This window comes from Vreelandella salicampi (genome assembly GCF_013415105.1).
Taxonomy (GTDB): Bacteria; Pseudomonadota; Gammaproteobacteria; order Pseudomonadales; family Halomonadaceae; genus Vreelandella; species Vreelandella salicampi.
Window position 1 is genome coordinate 211,763 of record NZ_JACCDF010000001.1, and the last position, 23,835, is coordinate 235,597.

At 56.1% G+C, this 23,835-nt stretch carries 27 protein-coding genes; 19 read left to right on the forward strand and 8 right to left on the reverse strand.

Annotated features, from left to right (window positions below; all coding sequences use genetic code 11):
* Positions 1-51: 51 nt before the first annotated feature.
* Positions 52-873, forward strand: a complete 822-nt coding sequence (locus HZS81_RS01010) for an alpha/beta hydrolase fold domain-containing protein (RefSeq protein ID WP_179928691.1) — start codon at positions 52-54, stop codon at positions 871-873.
* A gap of 22 nt (positions 874-895) precedes the next feature.
* Here the strand turns inward: HZS81_RS01010 and HZS81_RS01015 are convergent, their stop codons facing one another.
* The 3 genes from HZS81_RS01015 to HZS81_RS01025 form a co-directional block, all read right to left on the reverse strand.
* Positions 896-1,855 carry an ABC transporter substrate-binding protein gene (locus HZS81_RS01015; protein WP_179929015.1) on the reverse strand — a complete coding sequence of 320 codons (960 nt, stop codon included), beginning with the start codon at positions 1,853-1,855 and terminating at the stop codon, positions 896-898.
* Positions 1,856-1,962: 107 nt separating this feature from the next.
* Positions 1,963-2,937 (reverse strand): GlxA family transcriptional regulator, encoded by a 975-nt coding sequence (locus tag HZS81_RS01020; RefSeq protein ID WP_179928692.1) that lies wholly within the window; start codon positions 2,935-2,937, stop codon positions 1,963-1,965.
* A gap of 373 nt (positions 2,938-3,310) precedes the next feature.
* Entirely contained in the window at positions 3,311-4,762 is a 1,452-nt protein-coding gene (locus HZS81_RS01025) for an anion permease (protein ID WP_179928693.1), read from the reverse strand.
* Between the two features lie 198 nt (positions 4,763-4,960).
* Between HZS81_RS01025 and frdA the strand changes: the two genes are divergently transcribed.
* The 4 genes from frdA to frdD are packed head-to-tail and all read left to right on the forward strand — an operon-like array spanning position 4,961 to position 8,281.
* Positions 4,961-6,745, forward strand: a complete 1,785-nt coding sequence (frdA, locus tag HZS81_RS01030; RefSeq protein WP_179928694.1) for a fumarate reductase (quinol) flavoprotein subunit — start codon at positions 4,961-4,963, stop codon at positions 6,743-6,745.
* Positions 6,745-7,479 carry a succinate dehydrogenase/fumarate reductase iron-sulfur subunit gene (locus HZS81_RS01035; RefSeq protein ID WP_179929016.1) on the forward strand — a complete coding sequence of 245 codons (735 nt, stop codon included), beginning with the start codon at positions 6,745-6,747 and terminating at the stop codon, positions 7,477-7,479. The genes frdA and HZS81_RS01035 overlap by 1 nt, the downstream gene beginning before the upstream one ends.
* A gap of 11 nt (positions 7,480-7,490) precedes the next feature.
* Positions 7,491-7,886, forward strand: coding sequence for a succinate dehydrogenase/fumarate reductase transmembrane subunit (locus HZS81_RS01040; RefSeq protein WP_179928695.1), 396 nt, complete (start codon positions 7,491-7,493; stop codon positions 7,884-7,886).
* Positions 7,886-8,281 (forward strand): fumarate reductase subunit FrdD, encoded by a 396-nt coding sequence (frdD, locus tag HZS81_RS01045; protein WP_179928696.1) that lies wholly within the window; start codon positions 7,886-7,888, stop codon positions 8,279-8,281. Before HZS81_RS01040 ends, frdD begins: the two co-directional genes overlap by 1 nt.
* A gap of 44 nt (positions 8,282-8,325) precedes the next feature.
* Here the strand turns inward: frdD and HZS81_RS01050 are convergent, their stop codons facing one another.
* Both HZS81_RS01050 and HZS81_RS01055 read right to left on the reverse strand, forming a co-directional pair.
* The gene (locus HZS81_RS01050; RefSeq protein ID WP_179928697.1) at positions 8,326-8,766 is read right to left on the reverse strand and encodes a DUF411 domain-containing protein; all 441 of its coding nucleotides are present in this window, start codon (positions 8,764-8,766) and stop codon (positions 8,326-8,328) included.
* Positions 8,767-8,786: 20 nt separating this feature from the next.
* Positions 8,787-9,296, reverse strand: coding sequence for a periplasmic heavy metal sensor (locus HZS81_RS01055; RefSeq protein ID WP_179928698.1), 510 nt, complete (start codon positions 9,294-9,296; stop codon positions 8,787-8,789).
* 266 nt (positions 9,297-9,562) lie between these two features.
* On the opposite strand from HZS81_RS01055, the gene HZS81_RS01060 reads away from it, so the two are divergent.
* The 14 genes from HZS81_RS01060 to HZS81_RS01125 all read left to right on the forward strand — a co-directional run bounded on the left by HZS81_RS01060 (position 9,563) and on the right by HZS81_RS01125 (position 21,939).
* Positions 9,563-10,015 (forward strand): cupredoxin domain-containing protein, encoded by a 453-nt coding sequence (locus HZS81_RS01060; RefSeq protein WP_241697333.1) that lies wholly within the window; start codon positions 9,563-9,565, stop codon positions 10,013-10,015.
* 7 nt (positions 10,016-10,022) lie between these two features.
* The gene (locus tag HZS81_RS01065) at positions 10,023-10,688 is read left to right on the forward strand and encodes a response regulator transcription factor (protein ID WP_179928700.1); all 666 of its coding nucleotides are present in this window, start codon (positions 10,023-10,025) and stop codon (positions 10,686-10,688) included.
* On the forward strand, positions 10,675-12,009 hold the full coding sequence (locus HZS81_RS01070; protein WP_179928701.1) for an ATP-binding protein: 1,335 nt from the start codon (positions 10,675-10,677) through the stop codon (positions 12,007-12,009). The genes HZS81_RS01065 and HZS81_RS01070 overlap by 14 nt, the downstream gene beginning before the upstream one ends.
* Before the next feature lie 68 nt (positions 12,010-12,077).
* Positions 12,078-13,856 (forward strand): copper resistance system multicopper oxidase, encoded by a 1,779-nt coding sequence (locus HZS81_RS01075; protein WP_179928702.1) that lies wholly within the window; start codon positions 12,078-12,080, stop codon positions 13,854-13,856.
* A gap of 10 nt (positions 13,857-13,866) precedes the next feature.
* Positions 13,867-14,637: a copper resistance protein B gene (locus HZS81_RS01080; protein ID WP_179928703.1), complete on the forward strand. Its 771-nt coding sequence runs from the start codon at positions 13,867-13,869 to the stop codon at positions 14,635-14,637.
* Positions 14,638-14,853: 216 nt separating this feature from the next.
* A complete protein-coding gene (locus tag HZS81_RS01085; RefSeq protein ID WP_179928704.1) occupies positions 14,854-15,057 on the forward strand; it encodes a DUF2933 domain-containing protein in 204 nt (67 codons plus the stop codon).
* Between the two features lie 31 nt (positions 15,058-15,088).
* On the forward strand, positions 15,089-15,433 hold the full coding sequence (locus HZS81_RS01090; protein ID WP_179928705.1) for a cation transporter: 345 nt from the start codon (positions 15,089-15,091) through the stop codon (positions 15,431-15,433).
* Between the two features lie 71 nt (positions 15,434-15,504).
* Positions 15,505-16,845 (forward strand): APC family permease, encoded by a 1,341-nt coding sequence (locus HZS81_RS01095; protein ID WP_179928706.1) that lies wholly within the window; start codon positions 15,505-15,507, stop codon positions 16,843-16,845.
* A 27-nt stretch (positions 16,846-16,872) separates the two neighbouring features.
* Positions 16,873-17,331 carry an ATPase gene (locus HZS81_RS01100; RefSeq protein ID WP_179928707.1) on the forward strand — a complete coding sequence of 153 codons (459 nt, stop codon included), beginning with the start codon at positions 16,873-16,875 and terminating at the stop codon, positions 17,329-17,331.
* On the forward strand, positions 17,324-19,639 hold the full coding sequence (locus tag HZS81_RS01105; RefSeq protein WP_179928708.1) for a heavy metal translocating P-type ATPase: 2,316 nt from the start codon (positions 17,324-17,326) through the stop codon (positions 19,637-19,639). Before HZS81_RS01100 ends, HZS81_RS01105 begins: the two co-directional genes overlap by 8 nt.
* 43 nt (positions 19,640-19,682) lie before the next feature.
* Positions 19,683-20,054: a copper resistance CopC family protein gene (locus tag HZS81_RS01110; RefSeq protein WP_179928709.1), complete on the forward strand. Its 372-nt coding sequence runs from the start codon at positions 19,683-19,685 to the stop codon at positions 20,052-20,054.
* Between the two features lie 51 nt (positions 20,055-20,105).
* The gene (locus HZS81_RS01115) at positions 20,106-20,963 is read left to right on the forward strand and encodes a copper resistance D family protein (RefSeq protein WP_194249242.1); all 858 of its coding nucleotides are present in this window, start codon (positions 20,106-20,108) and stop codon (positions 20,961-20,963) included.
* Between the two features lie 144 nt (positions 20,964-21,107).
* The gene (locus HZS81_RS01120) at positions 21,108-21,389 is read left to right on the forward strand and encodes a PepSY domain-containing protein (protein WP_179928711.1); all 282 of its coding nucleotides are present in this window, start codon (positions 21,108-21,110) and stop codon (positions 21,387-21,389) included.
* 13 nt (positions 21,390-21,402) lie between these two features.
* On the forward strand, positions 21,403-21,939 hold the full coding sequence (locus HZS81_RS01125; protein ID WP_179928712.1) for a cytochrome b/b6 domain-containing protein: 537 nt from the start codon (positions 21,403-21,405) through the stop codon (positions 21,937-21,939).
* A gap of 27 nt (positions 21,940-21,966) precedes the next feature.
* On the opposite strand, the gene HZS81_RS01130 is transcribed toward HZS81_RS01125, so the two are convergent.
* From HZS81_RS01130 to HZS81_RS01140, 3 genes are read right to left on the reverse strand one after another with little or no spacing between them, the layout of a single operon-like run.
* Positions 21,967-22,545: an SCO family protein gene (locus HZS81_RS01130; protein ID WP_179928713.1), complete on the reverse strand. Its 579-nt coding sequence runs from the start codon at positions 22,543-22,545 to the stop codon at positions 21,967-21,969.
* 11 nt (positions 22,546-22,556) lie between these two features.
* Positions 22,557-23,021 carry a copper chaperone PCu(A)C gene (locus HZS81_RS01135; RefSeq protein ID WP_179928714.1) on the reverse strand — a complete coding sequence of 155 codons (465 nt, stop codon included), beginning with the start codon at positions 23,019-23,021 and terminating at the stop codon, positions 22,557-22,559.
* Positions 22,999-23,784, reverse strand: coding sequence for a cytochrome c oxidase assembly protein (locus HZS81_RS01140; protein WP_338401800.1), 786 nt, complete (start codon positions 23,782-23,784; stop codon positions 22,999-23,001). The genes HZS81_RS01135 and HZS81_RS01140 overlap by 23 nt, the downstream gene beginning before the upstream one ends.
* Between the last annotated feature and the right edge of the window lie 51 nt (positions 23,785-23,835).

The window sequence follows — 23,835 nt, forward strand, 5'->3', positions numbered from 1 at the left end:
TAGCCGACTTCCCTCGAACGAACGTAAAGCGATCACAAAAGTGTCATTATCATGAAGGATATCAATGGTTTCATTAAACGTTTTGATTCTGGGCTGACGGCGCTCGAAGGTGCCAGCTGGCTCGAAGCGCGTCGCCGCTACGAAACAGTGTGCCAGCAGTTTGCTCCGCCCGACCCAGCGGGACTTGGCGTTAGAGATGAGTCGGTCGCTAACGTGGCGGTGCGCCGCTTTTCACCGCACGATGCCTCTGGCGCTGTGCTATACGTGCATGGCGGCGGATTTACGATAGGCTCGGTTCGCAGCCATCACGGTATTGCGGCAAGCCTGGCCGTACAGTTAGGGCATGAAGTGATTAGCGTGGATTATCGCCTGGCACCGGACGCCACTTACGCTGATATGTTCGACGACTGCCACGCGGTGGCGGATGCGATTACCCCCATTGCCATGGTAGGTGACAGCGCCGGTGGGCGGCTGGTGATGGATCTCGCCAAAAATCTTAGCGCCAAGATACCTCTTGGACTGGTCTATCCGCCGGTAGAGGGGCTTTGTGAAGACACGTTGGGCCCAGATGCGCCACTCCTTAGTCGCGCCGACGTGCTATCGCTGCAACCCTTCTATCCTGACACGCGGCCTGTGTCACCAGGCAGCACACCACCGTCGTTAGCGCTAGAAGTGCTGGCCGTCGAGCACGATCCGCTCACCGCCCCATTGGAAACGGCCGTTGCGCACTGGCGCAACACCGGTGCCGATGTTGGTTACCGCTGCGCCCCAGGTATGGTTCACGGCGCGCTACACGCCCACGCCCTACTGCCCGAAATGCAAAACGCCTGGCAGGATTTCTGCCAGGCGTTAGCGTCACGCATAGCGCGGTAAACCTTAGATCATACGGTAAGACTTAGTAAGCGGCACGTACTGCCTCAATCGCAGGCGTGCCGTCACGCGCCTCAACGCCGTCGAGCCATTCGGCCACAATTTCCAGATTGTCTTCGATCCATTCGGCAGCCACTTCATCGGCGGGGCGATCTTCGTAGCTGTAGCCGTGAACCCAAGTATTCTGATCTTCGATATCGACGACAAACTGCGACAAGAAGCGGTGCAGTTGAGGGTCTTCTTGCGCAAGGCTTGCCGGCACAATCGTCCACACGGTGCTTTCGATCTTGGCTATACCTGCATCATCAGCATCGTCCAGATAGGCCAGATCGAAGCTAACGTTCATCCAGTGCGGTTCCCAGCCAACAAAAGTGACCCATTCCTCGTTGGCCATCTTCTGCTCGGCCTGCGCCAGCATGGCCGCCGTTGAGCTTTCACGCAGATTCCAATCACCTAGCCCGGCGATATCCGCTTCTATCGCCTCAAGAATGGCGGTGTTGATCCCGGTACCCGCTTCGATACCTTGAATTTCGCTGTCAAAGCGTTCGCTGTGAGCTTCCAGATCGGCCACCGAGGTGACGCCAGCATCGTAGACGTACTGAGGGACCACCAGCCCGGAGGTAGCACCCTGAATGTTGGAAACCAACTTTTCGACTTTATCGTCAGCCACCAACGGCTCTACCATCTCGGTTTGTACTGGATACCAGCCACCTAGGTAAACATCGACGTCATTACGCGTAAGGCCTTCCAGGATCACACTAACGGCCAAGCCACTCTGGCGAGTGCCGTAGCCCATGGCCTCGATCAGTTGAGCAGCCACTTCCGACTTGACGGTGACCCCAGGCCATGGCGGTACGCCAAAGCGCACCTCGTCCAGCGAGGCGACAGCAGAACCTGAACTCAGCAGCAATGCCGCCGTTAATCCGGCCGTTTTAGATAAAGTCGATTTGGATAAACTAGAGAAGATGTTCTTTCGTTGTAGCATTTTCATGCGGAGAGTCCTTTTATAACGGAAACACCTTACTCAGTTTGCCGATATCGGCCAGCGAGATACGACGCAAAGCGACATTAGGCAACCAATAAACGACATTTTCACGATAATCCCGCTGGCCAGCGCGCTTCTCGCGGGGAGTAGCCAAAATGAGCGCGAAACGCACGGGCAAAGCTGGAGCTTGAGGCGAAACCACACGCGATGCCCACCGCCAGCACATCCATATCAGTCTCCGTCAGCAAACGCTTGGCACGGGTAAGCCGCAGCTGAAGGTACCAGTGCCGAGGGTTCGTCCCTAACTCGTGCTCGAAAAGTCGTTGAAGCTGACGAGATGATACACCGCTACGCTTGGCGACTTCAGCAAGCGAGAGCGGTGCCTCAAGATGGCGCTCCATCAACCCGACGGCCTCAACCAAACGACGGTTATGCGTGCCTAAACGCCGCGCCAGCGTCATACGCTGCCGGTCGCTGCGACTGCGCAGTCGCTCGTGAATCAGCTGTTCGGAAACATCAACAGCCAGTTTGGCACCATGTCGCCGGGCGATTACTTCCAGCGCCATGTCCATGGCCGCAGCCCCGCCTGCGCACGAGAAGCGCCGCTCACCCAGCTCAAACAGCTCGTCAGAGGTTTCCAGCGTCGGAAAACGCTCGCGAAAGGCCGGTAGGCTCTCCCAATGCAAGGTTACACGTTCACCTTTTAGCAGCTGTGACGCAGCGAGCAGAAAACCACCGGTATCCAACCCACCCAGTGCACAGTCGGCTTGGTCCAATCTATGTAGCCACGCGATAAGCGTGCGATTTAAGTGCGCTTCAGGCTCAAAGCCACTGCATATCGCCAGCGACGACAGCGCCAGCGTGTCTCCCATGGGCTTATCCGCCAACAGCGTCATGCCGTTGCTGGCCGTGACCGGCTCGCCATCCGGGCTAAAAAGCGTCCACGCAAATAGCGCTTTGCCGCTTATGCGGTTAGCAATACGCAGCGGTTCAACGGCTGAAAAAAACGCCATCATCGAAAAGCGCGGCAACAATAAAAAGCCAATGTTTTCAGGCCAAGGCCCGGTGTAATGCAAGCGCATCGAAAGGTCTGAAATTCCCGTTAGTGGAAGGTAGCGATCTCACTAAAGCCAAAACCAAGTATGGAAGGGAGAGGAGCAAAAAACAAAAAAGCTCGTGGCGGAGGGAATTTCCGCCACTCCTTTTATTCTCCAGCAACAAAGGAACGAATAGCAGTCTAATAAAACGGCTCGTTAAAGAACCAAAAAATTTAAGCCACTAGTTTAACGGTCGGTCGTTTAACGCATTGACCACTCGTCGCACCTCAGCAGCTCGGAAACAACGTATATCTCGCGCAAGGAGATCGGCGAACTTAGCTTTTTGCAGCGCCCGCTAGAAACTCTAAGCGGGCAAGAAACGCGTCATCTCGTTGTGGAAGGTCTCACCCGCAGTATCTCAAGTGATCAGCGCCAGCCAGGGCACGCCAATCGCTAGCCAGGCAACCAGGAACACGAGCCCGAAAATCGCCCCGAGGCGCCAATACAATGGGCCGGGTATATAGCCACTACCGTAGTACACGGGGCTAGGCCCGGTGGCGTACGGCGTGAGGATACCCATTATACCCAACGTCGGCAGCAGCATGAGTACGAACATGTGCATATCGATACCGGGTATCCCGGAAGCCGCCGCTAGCATAACCGGCAGCAGCGCTGTGGTATGGGCAGTGACACTAGCGAAGAAGTAATGCAACAGATAAAAGATGACGGTCAGCGCGATCATCGCCATCATCGGATCGAAGTGACTGATGCGGCTACCGACCATATTGCCGAACCATTCCACGAAACCGACCTGATTGAGCCCACCAGCCAGGGCCACTAACGTGGCGAACCAGAAGAAGGTATTCCATGCCGCCTTGTTAGCGAGGATGTCGTCCCATTTGAGGATGCCCAGTATCAGCATGACGCAAATTGCGAGAATCCCTACCAGCGACGAGGACACCACCGCACCGGCAAAGATCCACAATGCCAAGGCGGTGACCACCAGGCAGAGCAAAATGATTTCGTTACGGGACAGACCGCCAAGCTTCTCAAGTTCTCCGGCCGCCCAGTCGGATACCGCAGTCCCCGATTTGACTTCAGGCGGGCACAGCCAGTAACACAACAGTGGCGTTACCAGCAGCAGCAGGATTCCCACCGGGGCCGTGGCCATAAACCACTCCCCCCAGCCAATGCGGATGCCCGTTGAGCTTTCAGTCAGGGCGACAGCCAGCAGATTGGGCGCTAGCGCAGTCAAGAACAGCGAGCTCGTCACGCAGGTCGAAGCGATCGCCGTCCACATCAGGAAACTGCCGACACGCTTGCTGCTCGCGTCGTTCGGGTGGGAGTCATAGAGTTCAGGAAGGTTGCGAACGACCGGGTAGATGGTGCCACCGCTACGCGCGGTATTGGATGGCGTAAACGGCGCCAGCACCGCGTCGGCAAGCATCACCGCATACCCCAGTGTCAGGGTCCGTCGCCCCATGGTCTTGACCAGCCACAGCGCGATCCGCCTCCCTAACCCAGTCTTCTCGTAGCCGAGAGCAAACATGAAGGCGCCGAAGATTAGCCATACGACCGAGTTAGTGAAACCCGACACCGCCCAGGCAAATGCGCGCCCAGGCGAACTAAAGCCGGGTGCAGCCAATTGCTCAGGAGAAAACAGTACCCAGGGTGCCAGCAACGCCGCCACGGCAACACCGATCAGGCCAATCACCGCCCCCGGCAATGGCTCGAAAATCAGCCCAATAACGACGCCGAGAAAAATCGCAAAGAAATACCAAGCGTGAGGCGGCAACCCATCGGGCACGGGCAATAGCGCCACAATGATGGCCACGATCAGCGGTGCAAGCAGCTTCATTCGAGATGTCATAGTGATGCTTCCAGTTCGGCCCTTGGAATAATGAGAATAGGCTACCTAAAGGAAGTGCTAGTTGATCCTAATCAAGGTAACCCACTCTTTCCAACACCTGTTCCAGATGAAGCCTTATCCTGTTCTGAGTAGCCTACAATTTTGATGACCAGCGGTTCAGTTGATCTGATCTGGCCAGCGTCGATCACGGGGGGAGCCATGCAACAACAGGATATTGACATTGTTATCGTAGGTGGCGGCGGCGCTGGCTTACGTGCCGCCATCGCCGCCGCTGAGAGTGCCCGAAAAGAGAACAGCCAGCAGCGCATTATGCTGCTCTCGAAAGTCTATCCAATGCGCTCTCACACTGTCTCGGCGGAAGGGGGCGCTGCCGCCGTCACCAGTGATGAAGATACCCTGCAAGCGCACTTTGACGATACCGTTGCCGGCGGCGACTGGCTGGCCGAACAAGGTGTCGTTGACTACTTCATTCGCCACGCGCATCGGGAGCTGGTGCAGATGGAGCGCTGGGGCTGCCCCTGGAGTCGCAAGCCGGATGGTTCTGTGCAGGTTCGCCGCTTCGGCGGCATGAAAACGGCGCGTACTTGGTTTGCCGCCGATAAGACCGGCTTCCACATGCTCCACACCCTGTTCCAGACCTCGCTGAAGTATCCAGAAATCGAACGCCTGGACGAATATTTCGTGCTCGATATCGCGGTCGTCGACGGCGCGGTGGCCGGGGTCATTGCGCTTAAGATCGCGACTGGCGAACTGACCCTGCTGCGCGCCAAGTCGGTGATCCTGGCGACAGGCGGGGCGGGACGCCTGTTCCGCTTCAATACCAATGCGGGCATCGTCACCGGTGATGGCATGGCCATGGCCTTTCGTCATGGCGTTGCCCTGCGGGACATGGAGTTCGTCCAGTACCACCCGACCGGGCTGCCGGGTTCCGGCGTGTTGATTACTGAGGCCTGCCGTGGCGAAGGAGGCATCCTGGTGAACAAGGATGGCTATCGTTATCTGCAGGATTACGGGCTCGGCCCGGAAACACCGCTAGGCGAGCCGCAGAACAAATACATGGAGCTGGGGCCGCGCGACAAGTTATCCCAAGCCTTCTGGCAGGAGCAGCAAGCGGGGCGAACCGGCAAGTTCGGCGACAGCGACGTGGTCTATCTAGACCTGCGCCACCTGGGCAAGGATTATCTGCACGAACGCCTTCCCTTCATCTGCGAACTGGCCAATGTTTTCATCAATATCGATCCGGTGAAGGAGCCCATCCCGATTCGCCCGGCGGTGCATTACACCATGGGCGGAATAGAAACCGATGCCAATTGCGAGACCTGCATCAAAGGTCTGTATGCAGCCGGCGAGTGTGCCTCCGTGGGGCTTCACGGCGCCAACCGCCTGGGCTCAAACTCCCTTTCCGAGCTGCTGGTCTTCGGTCGCCTGGCGGGAGAACAGGCCAGCCAGCGCGCGGCAACGGTAGCCTTTGCCGATAGCCCTGCCCTAGAGGAACAGGCCCAAGCCCAGAAGACTCGACTGGCGCAACTTTACGATGCCCAAGGCGAGGAAAACTGGGTCGAGCTCAAGCGCGAACTCGTGTTGAGCATGGAAACCGGCTGCGGCATCTATCGAGAAGCTGAAGGGATGCAAGACACCCTTGAGACCATTCGCAATCTACAGGCGCGCTATCGCAATATTCGCCTGCAGGACAAGAGCCAGGCCTATAACACCGAGTTGATGCAGTGCCTTGAGCTGGGCCACGGCCTGGGTATTGCCGAAGCGACTTGCCTGGGGGCGCTCGAGCGCAAGGAGTCACGCGGCGCTCACAAGCGGCTCGAGGAAAATTTTCAGCAACGTGACGATGTCAATTACCTGAAGCACAGCCAGGTCTTTTTCAACGCTGAAGGGCCAGCCCAGTTGCATTGGCAGGACGTCGATACCCATCTGTCCGCCCCCGCTGAACGCGCCTATGGCGATGCTGGCAAAGGAATCAAGCAATGATGACCAAAAAACTCAGTATCCAACGTTATCTGCCCGAGCAGGGAAACGCTCCTTATTGGCAGGACTTCGATGTGCCCTTCGACGACAGCACCTCTATTCTTGACGCGCTGAACTACGTCAAGGAAGAACTCGACGGCAGCCTGACCTATCGCTGGTCTTGCCGCATGGCGATTTGTGGCTCCTGCGGCGTGATGATAAACAATACGCCCAAATTGGGTTGCAATAGTTTTCTGCGCGAGTACGAAGGGCCGGTGAAAATTGCTCCGCTCGCGCACTTCCCGGTGGAGAAGGATCTGATCGTCGATATGGAGCCGTTTCTTGATCACCTCGCCGCGGTGCAGCCCTATCTCATTGATGACAGCAGGCTCATCGATGACAACGAAGAAGGCACACAAACCTACAAGCAGACCCCGGCGCAGATGGAAAAGTACAAGCAGTTTGCCGGCTGCATCAATTGCGGCCTGTGCTATTCGGCTTGTCCACAATTTGGCCTAAACCCTGAATTCTTGGGGCCTGCCGCCTTGACGCTTGCGCATCGTTATAATCTGGATAGCCGTGACCAGGGCAAAAAGCAGCGCATGGCACAAATGAGCCGCGAGGAAGGGGTCTGGAGCTGTACGTTCGTGGGTTTCTGCTCGGCAGTCTGCCCGAAAAATGTCGACCCGGCAGCCGCAGTGAACCAGGGCAAGGTCGAGTCGGCGAAAGACATGCTGATCGGTATATTCAAAGGTTAGAGGGCAGTGTCATGGCTAAGCAAACAAGCTACTTTCCTGAACTGAAGCGTAACTGGTGGTTGAAACACCCCTACTTCAAGAAATACATGGCAAGGGAAGCGACCGTTCTACCGTTGGTTTTCTTTCTCGTTTGCCTGCTGGTGGGGTTGTTTAGCCTGCTGCAAGGAGCGGAAAGCTGGCAAGGCTGGCTGCGGTTTATGCAAAATCCGTTGGTGATCGCGGTCAATGCGTTAGCTTTTATCGCCAGCCTGTTTCACGCCTGGACGTTTTTCCAACTGTTCCCGCGCGTCATGCCATTACGGGTAGGTGGTCGCGCCCTTCCCCCGAACCTCATGGTCCTTGGACAATGGTTTGGCGTGGTAGTGGTGATGATACTGGCGGCTTGGATATTCATGAGGGGGCTGTGATGAATAAAGGTACATCGTTGAATAATGATACATCCGAGAACATGAAAAGAAGCGATGAGCCCATCTGGTGGGGCCTTTTCAGCGCTGGCGGGGTCTGCTTTGCGGTGTTCGTGCCAGCGGCGATCCTGTTTATCGCCCTACTCATCCCAGCCGGCATCATTGCGCCTGAAGCGCTGAGTTTTGATCGCGCTCGATCCATGCTTTTTAGCCTACCAGGGCTGATATTTATCGGTGTGGTGATCTGCTTGCCGCTGTTCCATGCGGCCCACCGAATCCGCCATGGCCTGCATGACCTAAAACTGGGTAAAGAGCACCTGAACAAGCGTGTCACCTATGGGGGCGCAGCCCTGCTCAGCGCCCTGGCCCTTGTCGGATTCGCTGTCGGAATTCTGTAGCCAGGCGCTAACCCCAGCCTACGGCTGGGGGCTTGTCACCTTGTTTAAAGCGTCATAAACGGCGCATCTTCCTGGTTTGTAAACGCGTATACCTCGTAAGGGGCATCTTGCGGCCCCGGCATACCCGGTGTACCAATCGGCATTCCGGCTAAACCAATACCGTCAATATCCGGTTGTTGGTCAAACATCGCCGTTACGGCTTCCATCGGCACATGGCCTTCAATCCAATACTCCCCTAGCTCGATGGTGTGGCACGAGCCTAGGCCATAGGGCACGCCCGCTTGCAGCTTGACATTGCCCAGTTCAACGTCGTCCACAATGGCCACGTCGATACCTTGGGCTTCAAGGTGACGTGCATAGGCATCACAGCAACCACACTGAGGATTTTTATACAGTGTTGCCTCTGCCGGCAGAGCCGCCTGGGCAGACACTGCCCCAAATAGCATGGAACCCGATAGCAAAAGCGTGGTGGTCATACGTCGCATAATACTTGTCTCCTTCTGCGCTACTCGCTGGTCAGTAAATCTTGCATTTGATTATGCAGGCGCACTTTATCGGCCATCATGTCGCCATGTAGATTGGCCATTTGACCATGCAGCGCCTTGACTTCCTCCGGATCAGGGCGCTCGGCCTGCATGATTTGCATCATTTCATCGCGCAGATTCATCATTTCACCCATCCGCTCAAGTTGGGCAGCGCGGTGCTGCTGGCGCATCTCGCGCATTGTGTTCATCTGCTGCTCGTCGAGCTTTCCGGCCATGCCTGGCATCGGCCCCATGCCACCCATCACGGGGCAAGGCATCATGCCGCCTTGACCGCCCATCATCATGCCAGGACCCATGCCGCCTTGGCCGCCCATCATCATGCCGGACCCCATGCCGCCTTGGCCGCCCATCATCATGCCGGACCCCATGCCGCCTTGGCCTTGGTTCATACCTTGAGCGAAGGCGGCGCTACTTGCGGCGCCGAGACTTACAGCCAGCGCGATAGCAACGATCTTCTTATGCTTAACCATGGTATTTCCTCTCATCGTATTGCGGGTCGAGAAACCGCCTTTTCATATGGAAGAAGGCGGAGTTAGCTTCCGTTATAAGCCTACAACTTATAGGTAGCCCAACGGTCAAGGGAAAACAAACCCCAATATCTTAATTTTGTCACAGGTCATTTTTTGCTCACCGTTTTCAGCCCTGTTTCAGGTTAGCGCGTTATAAAAACTGATCCACTTCCATAACAAGGTTGATACCCATGCGTACTCACTATCTGATACTAGGCCTACTCAGCATGTCACTTGGCACGCTTACCACCACTGCTTGGGCCAGCCTCGGGCACGGAGACAATTCAAATGAAGTCCACAATTTGGATTTTGACCGAACCATCAGCGTCGAAGCGGGCGATATGTGGTTCGAACCGGAGGAAATGACCATCGAACCCGGCGAAACCGTTCAATTTGACATCACGAATACGGGAAACCTTGAGCATGAGTTCGTGATTGGTGATAAAGCCGCGCAAAAAGCGCACCGTGAAATGATGCAAGGAATGACTGAAGGCCACGGCCACGGTGGTCACGATATGGCCGAAAGCGAACATGGTGGGCAGATGCCATCGGTGAGCATCAAAGCGGGGGAAACCAAGACATTGGTTTGGACAGCCCCTGAAAACGTCGAACGCCTTGAATATGCCTGTAATATTCCAGGACACTATGAATCCGGCATGTACGGTGAAATCAACCTGTGAAGATGCGATGAAACTGTTGCTGTTAGAAGACGACGACCTGCTGGCTGAAACCCTGGCGGAGAGCCTGAAAGACAACGGTTACCTGGTCGACGTGGCTGCCTCGGTTAAGGCTGCTGCGTCGTTCATGACAACCGAGGAGTATGCCCTTGTCATTCTCGACATTGGGCTCCCCGATGGCTCAGGGCTTGAGCTGCTTTCGCAGTGGCGCAAGCAAAAACACGCCACCCCGATTTTGATACTTACCGCACGCGATACCTGGGAAGACAAGGTGATTGGGCTGGAAACCGGTGCCGACGACTACCTCACCAAGCCTTTTCACGAAGCCGAACTGCTGGCACGCTTAAAGGCACTTTTGCGCAGGCAATCGGGGCAGTTATCCCAAGTGATTACACTCAATGGCGTATCCTTGGACGAGGCAAGCCAGCGCGTCTGCACCCAAGAGACCGCGTGGCGTTCGCTAACCGCCACGGAATTTCGTCTCCTGCGCTACCTGATGCACCACCCCGACCGCATACACTCCAAAGATCGGTTGCTGGAACAGCTCTACGCCTTGGAGCAGGACGCCGCCGCGCCCAACTTGGTCGAGGTCTACGTTGGGCGACTGCGCCGTTATCTTGGCAAATCGATTATTCAGACGCGGCGCGGCCAGGGGTATATGTTTGTTTCACATTGATCAGCGCAGTTTGCGCTTTCGCTTGCTGGCTTGGCTCGGCGGTGTAGCGCTACTGGTGGTGGGCCTAACCTGGTTATTACACGGGGTATTTCTGCAAAACCTTGCCAAAGACTTTCTCGGTGAACGCCTCAAGCGCGAAGCCGATCACGCGGTGGCACAGCTGGAACAAGACCGTTTGGCGGTGCCGGCCTCGCTCGCCTCTTTAAGCCAACGCTACCAAGTCTTTCATCACCTTTACGTGTTACGTCTTGATGGCGTGATCAGCGCCTCAAACCCTGAATGGCAGCGCCAACTTGCCCCGCTACTCAACGATGAAGATAACGCGCTGATCGAAGTGGAGCGCGGTGAACACCATTTGCTAGTGTATCGTAGCCACTTTGAGTGGCAGGACGTTAGCGGCGTGCTACTGATTGGCGAGGATTTTTCTCAGGTGGAGACGGGGCTTGCCACCCTGCACTGGTGGGTAGGTGGCATCGCGGCGGTACTGCTCACGGTGCTGGTCACGCTCAACATGGTGGCCGTCAACCGTGGGTTAAGACCGCTTTGGCAATTGCGCCGCCAGCTGCAGGCCTTGCAAGCCGGTGAACGCCAGCGACTCTCTCTCACCGCCCCCGCCGAGCTTGATGCCTTGGTCGCACAGCTTAATCGCTTTATGGATGACATCGATCTGCGTTTGCAGCGCTCGCGGGAATCCGTTGCCAACCTATCCCATGCGCTCAAAACACCACTGGCGGCGATCACTCAGGTGCTCAGAGGCGGAAGGCCGATTGACGATAGCCGCCGACAAAAACTGCTGCTGCGAATCGAAGACATTAATACGCAGCTGGACGCCGAGCTACGCCGTTCGCGCATTGCTGGGCCCCACGCCGGTCGCATGACGCATCTCGCCCGCGACAGTAAGCGTCTGGTAGAGATGTTTCGTAGCCTGTATCCGCAGCAAACATTCCAGCTAACGCAGGCCATTGATACGCGTGACCAAGTACCCATCGACGCCCACGATTTTTCTGAAATGCTGGGCATTGTGCTGGATAACGCCGGCAAATGGGCCTCCGAGGAGGTTCGCTGCCATGTCAGTGTCTCACCCGAATCCCTCACGCTGATGGTTGACGACGACGGTCTCGGTGTCTCCGAAAGCGATATGACGCGCTTAGGCGAGCGCGGCACCCGTCTGGATGAACGCCAACCCGGCTATGGTTTGGGGCTTGCCATTTTGGCGCAGCTGGTCGCGCGTTACGGCGGCAATCACCACTTTGAGCGCAGCCCGCTAGGCGGCCTGCGGGTGGTCACCACGTTGCCATTAACCACTGCCACATCGGCTTAGCCGCTTTTCAGCGTCAATTCAGCTTACTCCCTCATGATGACGGTATTCATCAACGAGGGAAATTATACATGACGCGTTCGAACATCATCACCCACCCGCTGTCTCGCCGACAAGTGCTGAAAGGCGGCGTGGCGCTGGGTGTTGGCTCTGCTGCGGCCATGGGCTTAAGCCCGGCTTGGTCCAACCCCTGGGGGCATACCAATGCCTACGCGAAAGGTGTCGAAGAGGGGCCCGAGGTGTCGTTGGCCATACGACGTGAATCACTGCCGATTAATGGCAAAGAAGCGCGTCCTATCAGCATCAACCACACCAGCCCGGGCCCAATGATCCGGCTGAAAGAAGGCCAGGATGCAGTATTACGCGTCACCAATCTGCTTGATGAGCCCACCTCTATCCACTGGCACGGCTTGATTCTGCCTCCGGGAATGGACGGTGTACCGGGCGTGAGCTTCGCGGGTATTGCACCAGGTGAAACCTTTACCTATCGCTTCCCCGTGCGCCAAAACGGCACCTACTGGTATCACAGTCATTCCGGTGTTCAGGAACAGCTAGGGCATGCGGGACCATTGATTATCGACGCCGCCGAGCGGGAGCCCTTCCGCTACGACCGCGAGCACGTATTGCTGCTCACCGACTGGACGTTTGAAGACCCCATGTCGGTGTTTCGCAACCTCAAAACCATGGAAGGCTATTACAACTTTCAAGAGCGTACGATTGCCGATTTATTTGCCGACATGCGCCAAAACGGCCTGGCCGATACGGTCGAGATGCGCAGCATGTGGGCCAAAATGCGCATGAGTTCGCGGGATATTGCCGATGTCACCGGCAGTACCTACACCTACCTGATAAACGGCCACTCTCCCGAAGAAAACTGGAACGCCCTGTTCAAGCCGGGTGAGCACGTACGGCTGCGGGTGATTAACGGTTCGGCGATGTCCTACTTCGATGTGCGTATTCCCGGCCTCAAAATGACCGTGGTGGCCGCCGACGGCCAGCCAGTACAGCCCGTGCCCGTGGATGAATTCCGCATCGGGGTTGCCGAGACCTACGACGTCTTGGTGTCACCCGAAGACGATCAGGCCTACACCATCTTTGCCGAATCCATGGATCGCAGCGGCTACGCCCGCGCCACGCTGGCCCCTCGCCTAGGCATGCAGGCGGAAATTCCCGAGCGACGTCAGATTGCCGACCGGGGTATGGAGGCCATGAGCGTCCATATGGACGGCATGGACCACTCCAACATGCAGGGCATGGATCACTCCAACATGCAGGATATGGATCACTCCAACATGCAGGGCATGGACCATTCCGATATGGACGGCATGGCAGGCGAGCAACGTAAAACGCGTGAAAACGGCATGCTAGCGGCAGGCGAGGCACAGCCTGGATCGCGCTACGGCCAGGCGGGTATCGGCATTGCCCCCGACGAGCGCCGCGTATTGGTTTACCGCGACCTAAAAGCCTTTACGCCATGGCCCGACCGCCGTGAGCCCGGCCGCGAACTTGAATTGCACCTTACCGGCAACATGGAACGCTACATGTGGTCGTTCGATGGCAAAAAATTCAGCGAAGTCACAGGTCCGATTCACTTTGAAAAAGACGAGCGCCTGCGCCTCATTCTGATCAACGACACCATGATGGAGCACCCTATTCATCTCCACGGGATGTGGATGGAGCTGGAAAATGGCCAGGGCGAGCTGATTCCGCGCAAGCATACCCTGAACGTGAAACCGGGCGAGCGCGTCTCGGCACTGATCACGGCCGATGCCGAAGGTAGCTGGGCGTTCCACTGCCATCTGCTCTATCACATGGATGCCGGCATGTTCCGCGTTGTTCGGGTTTCTTAAGGAGTTATTTATGCCAACCAAGCACTACCTAACCTCGGTCAGCGCGGTTCTTATCATGGCAGCTGCCAACACGATTTACGCTGACGACGGCTACGACGCACCCGCTAGCTGGCCCGCCCCGACGCAGGAACACCTCATGGGCATGGGGCTGTTCGACCGACTTGAGTACAGCGTGCCCGATCAAGGCCAGGACGCCATTGTTTGGGACTTCCAGGGCTGGTACGGCGGCGACGTTAACCGTGTGTACCTCAAATCGGAAGGCGAGAACGTACAAGGCGACGGCGAAGACGCCGAGTTCGAATCCTTAGAGTTTCTCTATAGTCGTTTGATTGCCGATTTTTGGGAACTGCAGGGCGGCATGGGCTACCAGGGCGGTGTCTTTTCCGATGACCACGCCGAACGCACTTATGGCGTGGTGGGCCTGCAAGGCGTCATGCCCTACGGCATTGAAACAGACGTCGCAATTCAGGTAAGCGACGACGGTGACGTGGCCGCAAGCTTTGAAGGCGAATACGACGTGCGCCTGACCCAGCAACTCTACCTGCAACCGCGCACCGAAATCGCCGTGGCTGCCAGTGAGGTGGAGGCGTTTGGCGTCGGCGAAGGCCTTAACTCGGTGCGAGCAGGCCTACGTTTGGGCTATGAAGTGACGCGCCGCTTTGCGCCATACGTGGGGGCCTATTGGAAAAAAGAGTACGGCGACACCGCCGACTTCTCGCGTGCCAGCGGCGATAGCAGCGAAGACACCGGTATGGTCGCGGGCGTCAAGCTGATGTTTTGAAACGAATTACATTTAACGCCACTTTCGGGTGGCGTTTTTGCGTTTAGGTAACCTCTAACGGGTTCTTACGTTAATCAACACTGACTCACACGGCGCGTGTATTCAGCTTAAATTCAGGTTAACGGGCTAGTTTGGGGGTAACGAGGGCGTCTGACCATCAACAAACAACCGTTACCTCCTTGCTGAAGGTAACACCAGAAGTGCTACAGGGGGCCTATGAGTCAAAAAACTAGCCGTATGCTGATGGTGTGGGTGCCGCTGGCCGGGTTTGTCATTTTGGTCGGTTACTTGATGGGTACAGATCACCGCTTTCACCTCTTTCAGGCCTTCCCCTTCCTCTTTTTAGCAGTCTGCCCCCTGATGCATATTTTCATGCATAAACACCACGGCGGGCACGGCGACAAAGCAGATAAGGACTGAAACACTATTAAAACCATGCGGGAGGATCATCATGAAACCGAAACATCAAGAGCATCGCTTAGGCGTTTCCGAAAACACATTGGTAACGCGAAATTTAAAAATCCAACCCCATGACCGTCAGCGCATTGACGACGCGGTAGCGGATATCGATCAGCTTTATGGGATGGATCATGTGACCTACGACGAGAAACACAGGCATATCTGTCTCGCTTACGATGCGCTGCGCCTGTGCATCGATGATGTCGAAAAGATCCTTAAACGCCATGGTGTCGAGATCAGCGCTAACCGGTGGAATCGCTTTAAGGAGGAGTATTACCGCTTCGTCGACCAGAACGTAAAAGACAACGCTAAGAAAGAGCCTTGGAGTTGTCATTAAAACCTGACACCTAGGTGTTTTCAGCGGATCAGCGCTGCCGTAGTACTCGTTTCAACACAAGGAGCTTTTCCATGGCTGATCAGGATAGAACGCCACAATACAAAGAGGGCAGCCTTTCGTTAATCGGTGCTGTGGCGCTGGGCACCGGTGTCATGATCGGTGCCGGTATCTTTGCGCTAACTGGACAAATGGCCGAAATGACCGGTTACTTATTTCCTCTCGCCTTCCTGGCCGCTGCGGTGATCGTCTCGTTCAGCGCGTATTCTTACGTCAAAATATCCAATACCTATCCATCGGCGGGGGGTATCGGTATGTACCTCCAGAAAGCGTACGGCCCAACGCTGCCCACCGCCTTCCATGCGCTTTTGATGTATTTTTCCATGGTGATCGCGCAGAGCTTTCTGGCGAGAACCTTTGGCTCGTACACCTTAGAGCTGGTTGATTTGGGCGACCGCTCCTTTTATGTACCTTTATTGGGTGTTGGTTTAATACTAGCGGCCTTCTTGATTAATTTATCCGCCAACAAGCTGATTGAGACCGTTGCCTCGGTGCTCGGGTTCGTCAAAATAGGCGGCATTATCGTCTTCGGTGTGGTCGGTGTGTATGTCGCCGATTCTCTCGAAATGGGCGCAAGCAGCGATGCACCTACGCCTAGCATCGCGGGTTTTTTAGGCGCAACGGCCCTGGGTATTCTAGCCTTTAAGGGCTTCACGACCATTACCAACAGCGGCTCGGAGCTCAAGGACCCCAAGCGCAATGTCGGCAAAGCCATCACGATCTCCATTACCCTGTGTGTGGTGATTTATGCGCTTGTCGGCTTTGCCGTTGCCAGCAACCTTTCTTTACCGGAAATTATTGAAACACAAGATTATTCGCTGGCCGCTGCCGCTCGACCCGCCCTTGGCGAAGCCGCAGTGGCGTTTACCGTGATTCTCGCCATGCTGGCGACAGCAGGCGGTATTATTGCCAGTATCTTCGCCGTTTCGCGCATGCTCGCGATGCTGACGGAAATGAAGCTAGTACCGCATCGCCACTTTCACATGCCCGGCAGCCTGCAAAAGCACACCCTGGTGTACACCATCGTGCTGGGTTTGGTGCTGACCGCTTTCTTTGATCTGAGCCGTATCGCGGCACTCGGTATTATTTTTTACCTGATCATGGATATCGCGATTCACTGGGGCGTGCTACGTCATCTAAAAAACAATGTGGACGCTAACCCTGTCATTCCGAGCATCGCCATATTGTTGGATGCCATTGTGTTACTCGGCTTTATTTGGGTAAAAGCCACCTCAGACCCTTTAGTCCTTGTAGTTGCCAGCGGGGTAATGGCTATCATTTTGCTGGGTGAGTGGATTTTCCTCGCCAAACGCAACACATCAGGTGACAGCGAGCATTCGCACCATTCTCATTAACGCTAATAGCGCTTTAGGAGCTACCCCATGGAAGTCAGAACCTTTGGTGACCTGATTGATTGGACACGTCAGCTACACGAACATCTCGCTAGCTGCTTGGCCCACTGTGCCAACGAGCACGAAGAAGAGCGCGCTCAAATGCTGCTCAATTACCTCGCCGCCCAAGAAGCGGAAATGCAGCGTGTGGTTGCGCGCTTTGAACAAACGGCTGATGCAAAAGCTTTGAAAACCTATGTTTATGACTATTTAGAGCACCAGCCCATCAAAACCCACCGCACCTGCGAGGCCCCCTACGCCGCATTAAGTTTCGACGCCATTTGCCAGGAAGTTTTCGATTTTCATGAGCAAACGATCCAGCTTTATCGCAGCCTGGCCGGCAAGGCGGAAATTCCCGAAACCAAAGAGCTCGTAGACGCTCTCTTGGCCCTCGAAGAGCACGAAGCCATGCGCCTTGCTCGCCAAACAGGGAGAATGCACGATGTCTGAAGGCCATACCGATTCCTCCCACGCAAAAGATCCAGTTTGCGGCATGGACGTTGATCCTCACGCGACCCGCCATCGCGCTACTCATGGAGGAACAACCTGGTACTTCTGCTCAGAGAAGTGTCACGACAAGTTTGTTGCCGAACCTGAAACGTATCTAAGCGAAAGCGAGAAACCACAAGAGTCCGCGCCACCAGGGACAATGTACACCTGCCCCATGCACCCGGAAATTCGCCAAGAAGGCCCGGGCGACTGCCCGATTTGTGGCATGGCGCTGGAGCCTGAGACGGTATCTGCCGACACAGGCCCGTCAGAAGAGCTTAACGACATGACCCGGCGTTTTTGGATCGGCCTGGCGCTCGCCCTACCCGTATTTGTGCTGGAAATGGGCGGTCATCTGTTTGGAGTAAGTGAACTCATTTCTCAGCAAACGTCCAACTGGATTCAGCTGGTACTGGCAACACCTGTGGTCGCTTGGGCGGGTTGGCCATTCTTTGTCCGTGGTTGGCGTTCCATCATACGACGCAGCCTCAACATGTTTACGCTGATCTCCATCGGCACCGGCGCCGCGCTGATCTACAGTTTGCTGGCGACTCTTGTGCCCGGCATCTTTCCAGATGCCTTCCGCCAAATTGATGGCTCAGTCGCGGTGTATTTTGAAGCGGCGGCGGTGATTGTCGTTCTGGTCCTTCTTGGGCAAGTGTTAGAGCTGCGCGCGCGCGAAAAAACCTCGGGGGCGATTCGAGCTTTGCTCGATCTGGCGCCTGCTACTGCACGGCGAATTGATGACCAAGGCAATGAGGAGGATGTCTCTCTCGACCAAGTTCAAGTGGGAGATCGGCTACGGGTGCGCCCCGGTGACAAGGTGCCTCTGGATGGGGAGGTGCTGGAAGGTCGCTCCAATATTGACGAATCCATGGTCACCGGCGAGCCTCTGGCGGTAAAAAAAGCCACAGGCGATAGCGTTATCGGCGGCAGTATCAATGGCCAGGGCTCATTTGTCATGCGTGCCGACAAGGTGGGCCGTGACACCATGCTGTCACAGATTGTGCAAATGGTGGCCAGCGCGCAGCGTAGCCGAGCGCCGATTCAGGGACTTGCCGACAAAGTCGCAAGCATCTTCGTTCCCGTCGTCATTTTCATTGCCGTTATCGCTTTCATCGCATGGTCGGTATGGGGCCCTACCCCACCGATGGCCTTTGGCCTCATTGCCGCCGTTAGTGTTCTGATTATCGCTTGCCCGTGCGCGCTAGGCCTCGCGACCCCTATGTCAATCATGGTGGGAGTAGGACGTGGCGCCCAAGCGGGGGTATTGATTCGCGACGCCGAAGCCCTTGAGCGCTTGGAGAAGATCGACACCGTGGTCGTCGACAAAACCGGCACGCTTACCGAAGGCAAACCAAGAGTGACCGAGTTGATTCTCGCTGAAGGCATTGCTGAATTGGAGCTTTTGCGCTTAGCAGCCAGCCTTGAGCGCGGCAGCGAGCACCCCCTTGCTCATGCCATTGTCGAAAAAGCCAAGGAAATGGGGGCTGAATTAACCGAAGCATCGGACTTCGAGGCGCCCAACGGCAAGGGTGTCATTGGGCAGATTGACGGGCAACGCGTTGCCTTGGGTAACCGGCTTCTGATGGAAAGCGAAGGCATCGACACAAAAGCCCAAGATACCAACGCAGAACGACTACGCGGCGACGGTGCGACGGTCATTTTTGCCAGCATTGATGGGCAATTGGCCGGGCTTCTCGCGATTGCCGACCCGGTCAAGGAAACCACCCAAAACGCTATCCGCTCCTTGCAGGCCGATGGCATTCGCTTGGTGATGCTAACAGGGGATAACCGCACCTCTGCAGAAGCTGTCGCACGCCGCCTCGGTATCGACGAGATCGAAGCTGAAGTACTTCCTGAGGATAAGGGCCGGGTAATTCAGCGACTCCGCGATGAGGGGCGCATCGTTGTCATGGCAGGCGACGGCGTAAACGACGCGCCCGCCCTCGCAACGGCGGATGTCGGTATTGCCATGGGAACGGGGACCGATGTGGCGATAGAAAGCGCGGGCGTTACCCTACTACGCGGTGATCTTAATGGCATTGCAACGGCACACCTGCTCTCCAAAGCCACCATGCGCAACATACGCCAGAACCTCTTTTTTGCCTTTGCTTATAATGCAGCAGGCGTGCCCATCGCCGCAGGTATCCTCTACCCCTTCACGGGTCTACTGCTATCACCGATTATCGCGGCGGCGGCAATGTCGCTCTCCTCTGTGAGCGTGATTGGCAATGCCTTACGCCTTAGGATGATTTCGATGAAGTAATCGCACCAATCACTCAACGTTAGACAACACTTAAGGACCTAGTATGCATAAGAAAACGACAACATTTCCTATCATTCACACTACCTTGGCAGCGCTGCTGCTGGCGGGGGCAATGCCCGTGCTAGCGCATGAAGGCGGCGTAGATACCTTGCCTGAAGACGGGGCCACCTTACAGAACTCCCCGGCGAAGATTGGCGTCGAGTTCGATGGCTCGATGCGTATTACCCAGTTTGAGGTGACAGGCCCTGACGGTTCGGTTCGCCTTGATGATCAGTCGGACAGTGAACGCCGCGAGCGCTACGTCGTAAAGCCGGAAGAAGCACTTTCGTCGGGTGACTACCAGGTGAGCTGGCGTGGCTTGTCAGATGACGGGCACATGATGTCCGACGGTTTCAACTTCTCGGTCGAGCCCTAATCCGTGGCTTGGTGGTCAGCCATAAGTGGCCTTGAGGTCTGGACCATTGCCATGATTCTGGCCGCGGCCGGGTTCTACCTCAGTGCCCTTGTCGCGACAGGGGCCGTGCTATTTCGCCTGGCATTTCCGCTACTCCCTGATCGTGAGCGGCGCAATGTCGCCCGCATGGGCATCCTCGCTGCGTGGGCGGGGATCGCCCTGGTCCTGCTGCAGTGGCCTTTGCAAGCCGGTTACCTCGGGGGCGGCAATGTGGCTTCCGCAACCGACCCGATGTTGCTCGGCATCGTGTTCGAGGGCGCGCCGGGGACCCGGCTGATACTGGCGGTAACGGGCTTGCTGCTGGTTCAGGCGATTCAGCTCAATGTCTTAGCCCTGTCGAAGGCAAACAATAGCCTGAGCCTGACAGGCGTGTTACTGGTGATGCTGGCGTTCGTGCAGGTGGGACATACCGTGAACACCCCGCGCCTCGTGCTGGCGGGCTTGCTGATCCTTCACTTGATGTCGGCGGCATTCTGGGTGGCATCGCTGTGGCCGCTGTTCCATCTGGTGGGAAGTCATCACGACCGCGCCAATACCGCCCGCATTCTGACCCGCTTCGGGCAGATCGCGATGGGCGGAGTTGGCTTGTTGGTATTGGCGGGTGTCACTTTGGCCACGTTGCTAACAGGCAGTCTCACGCCACTTCTCACCACGGCCTATGGCCAATTCTTGATCGGAAAGGTACTGATCGTCGCGGCGCTACTGCTCTTTGCTGCCGCGAACAAGTGGCGACTTGTACCGGCCTTCAAGCGCGGTGACGCAACAGCCTCACGGCGGTTAAGGCGCAGTATTGCGCTGGAAATGGCGTTGGTCGCGGTTATTCTGCTGATCACGGCGGTGCTGACAAGGGTGACGTCACCGAATGGGTGAATAACCTTTGGGACGTCTACCGAATGGCCTTCAAGACAGCTCATGTCGTTAAGCCTGCCTTAAGCTACCTCGTTGAAGATGATGTTTGTGCCCATCGACAATCCTGTCAGGCACGGACTTCCATCACCGACTCGAGGTACTTCCATGCAAGCTCGCACCGTCAAGATCGCAATGACCACGTTACTCCTCACCGGTAGCGCCGCCGCTTTGGCCGAAACTCAGTGTACTGATACGGCCAGTGACGAATGGATCAGCCAAGCCGATATGAAAGAACGTATCCGTGAAATGGGTTACGAAATCAAAGAGTTTAAAGTCACTGACGGCAATTGCTACGAGATCTACGGCTGGGATGAGCAGAAACGCCGGGTAGAGATCTATTTCAACCCCGTGGATGCCAGCATCGTGAAGCAGGAAGTCGAAGACTGATCAGGAGGTTACCATGGCCGATAATACCCGTATCCGCGTCTGGGACCCGCTGGTCAGAATAGTGCACTGGGCGTTGGTCGCTGGTGTAGCCGCTAACCTATGGCTGAGCGAAGAAGGCGGCGATATTCACCAATGGGTCGGCTATGCCCTAGTGGCTTTGGTCGTCGTACGTATCCTGTGGGGGTTTATCGGCCCCTGGAGTGCACGCTGGCGAAGCTTCTGGCCTACCGTGAGCCGCCTTCGCCGTACCCCGCGAGGTCGCGAAAGCAAAGCTGGCCAATCTGGTATCACCCATACGCCGTTGGGTGCTGTCATGATGCTGGTGCTGCTTGGGCTGATACTTAGCCTGGGTCTCACCGGCTACATGATGGAAGAAACCGAACGTTTCTGGGGCGTGGATTGGGTTGAAGAAGTTCACGAATTCATGGCCAACGCGTTTCTTTTCATGGTGCCGCTACATGTATTGGGTGCTGTGGTGGAAAGCCTCAAGGAGCGCGATAATCTGATCGCTGGCATGCTGCATGGGTATCGCCGCCAGAAAGGGAACTGAGTGAATCGGGCTATTCAGGCGGCAGTCCTAACCATCATCGACAAGTGTTTTAAGATCAGCCACCACCGCATCCATGGGGTCGCTATCGCGGATCAGTACACGGGCCTTTCCCTGCTCATTGAAGGCGAATACCGCGCTGGAATGCGATACCTCGTAGTTGCCGTTGCCATCTTCTTCACCATACCCGTAAGTAACGCGATAGCGGCGTGTTAGCTCATCAAGCGCTGCTTTGTTACCTGTGAGGCCGATGAACTGGGGACCGAAAGCATCCGTGTAGGCGCGCAGTGATGCTGGGTCATCGCGCCGGGGATCCACCGAGACAAAAAGCACCTGGATATCATCGCGGTCCGTCTCTTTCAGACGCTGGGTGGCAGCATCGAGGCGCGCAAGCGTGGTGGGACAGATATCAGGGCAGTGAGTGAAGCCAAAAAACAGCAGTGTGCTCCTGCCAAGATATTGATCGGCAGTCACGTCATTACCGTTCTCGTCGACAAGATTAAATGCCAACGGTGGCATAAGCCCTGAGAGATCCTTGGTCTGCCACGTTTGCTCACCGCATCCCATCAGCCATAGCGATACGAATACCGTCATAATACATTGGCGCATTCTGTTCGCTCCTACTGTGTTGTGGGTGCTCCCGCGCGGAACTTGACGTTTTGCCGCTGCCCGTTGCCTAACAAAAGGGTTACTTCAATTTCGTCACCGACGGCGATGGGGTGCTTTCGCTTCATCAGCATTAAGTGATAGCCCCCCGGCGCAAACTCAACTTGCTCTCCCGCCGCGACGGTTAATTGGTCTACGTGCTGCATACTTGAAACACCGTTCTTACTGACACTTTGATGTATCGTGACGTTACCAAAGGAAGCGCTATCCGCCCCTATTAGCGTGTTATCCGTTTCACCGGTGTTAGTGAGGGTAAAATAGCCCGCTGCGGGAATATCTCCCGGCAGTAGTCGCATACGAGCGTCACTGATCTGCAAATCTGCCGCGAATAGCGCGCTTGGCATCCCCAAAATCAACAAAAAAGTCCAGCACCAGATGCGCACTGGGCGCGGTATATTAGCGAGTGGGGTGGGAAGCATGAACGGTATCCTCATTACGAGCATCGCGGAACATAAAGCTAAGAACGATAAGCACTCCAAGAACACTCATCATGGTGGCTGGAACCCAGGTCAGCAGACCGCCAATACGTTGATCATCCAAGGGATCAAGAGGCCAGGCACGGCCACAAACCTCATAGACATCAAAAATCACCTCTTCACTGAAGGCGATATAGGCACCCAGAACAATCTGCGGTGGGATCACCGCCAGTAGAATGACGATTCTTTTACCATAGCCGAGGCCACCCTGTAGCGGCGAGCGACGATCAAAGATCAGCCACCAAAACAGTAACCCGTCCAGTGCCATGCTCCAGTTCATCACCTGATAAAGGTCAGCGCTCAGCATGGCATCGAAGTGAATCTCGGGAACCAGCCAAAAATAGATAAGCCCAACGAACAGCACGGGGGCGATTAACGGATGCTGAAGAATCCGGTAAACGGGGTGGAGCATACGCGTGAATAGGCGCCGCCCAGGGAGGTGCCTGATTCGCATTGGCAAACCTTCGACCAATACCGGCAGTGGCGCTGACAAAGCAATCAAGAAGGGTGCGGCGTGATGCAGTACCAAATGTTGGGCACGATGGACAAAAAACATGTACTGAGCAAGATAGTCGTAATGTGTCAGGGTGACGCCATAGGTCGCCGCAACCCCTAGCAGGAAGGCTAGCGTTCGGGCTACGCCAGTAGTCTCGCCGAGCCTTTGACGTTGCCACAGACCTCGCAAGTAGAGCACGATGGCCAGCACACAGGCTGCGGCCCACGTCAGTGAGAACTCCCACGGCAGTAAGTAGCTCAG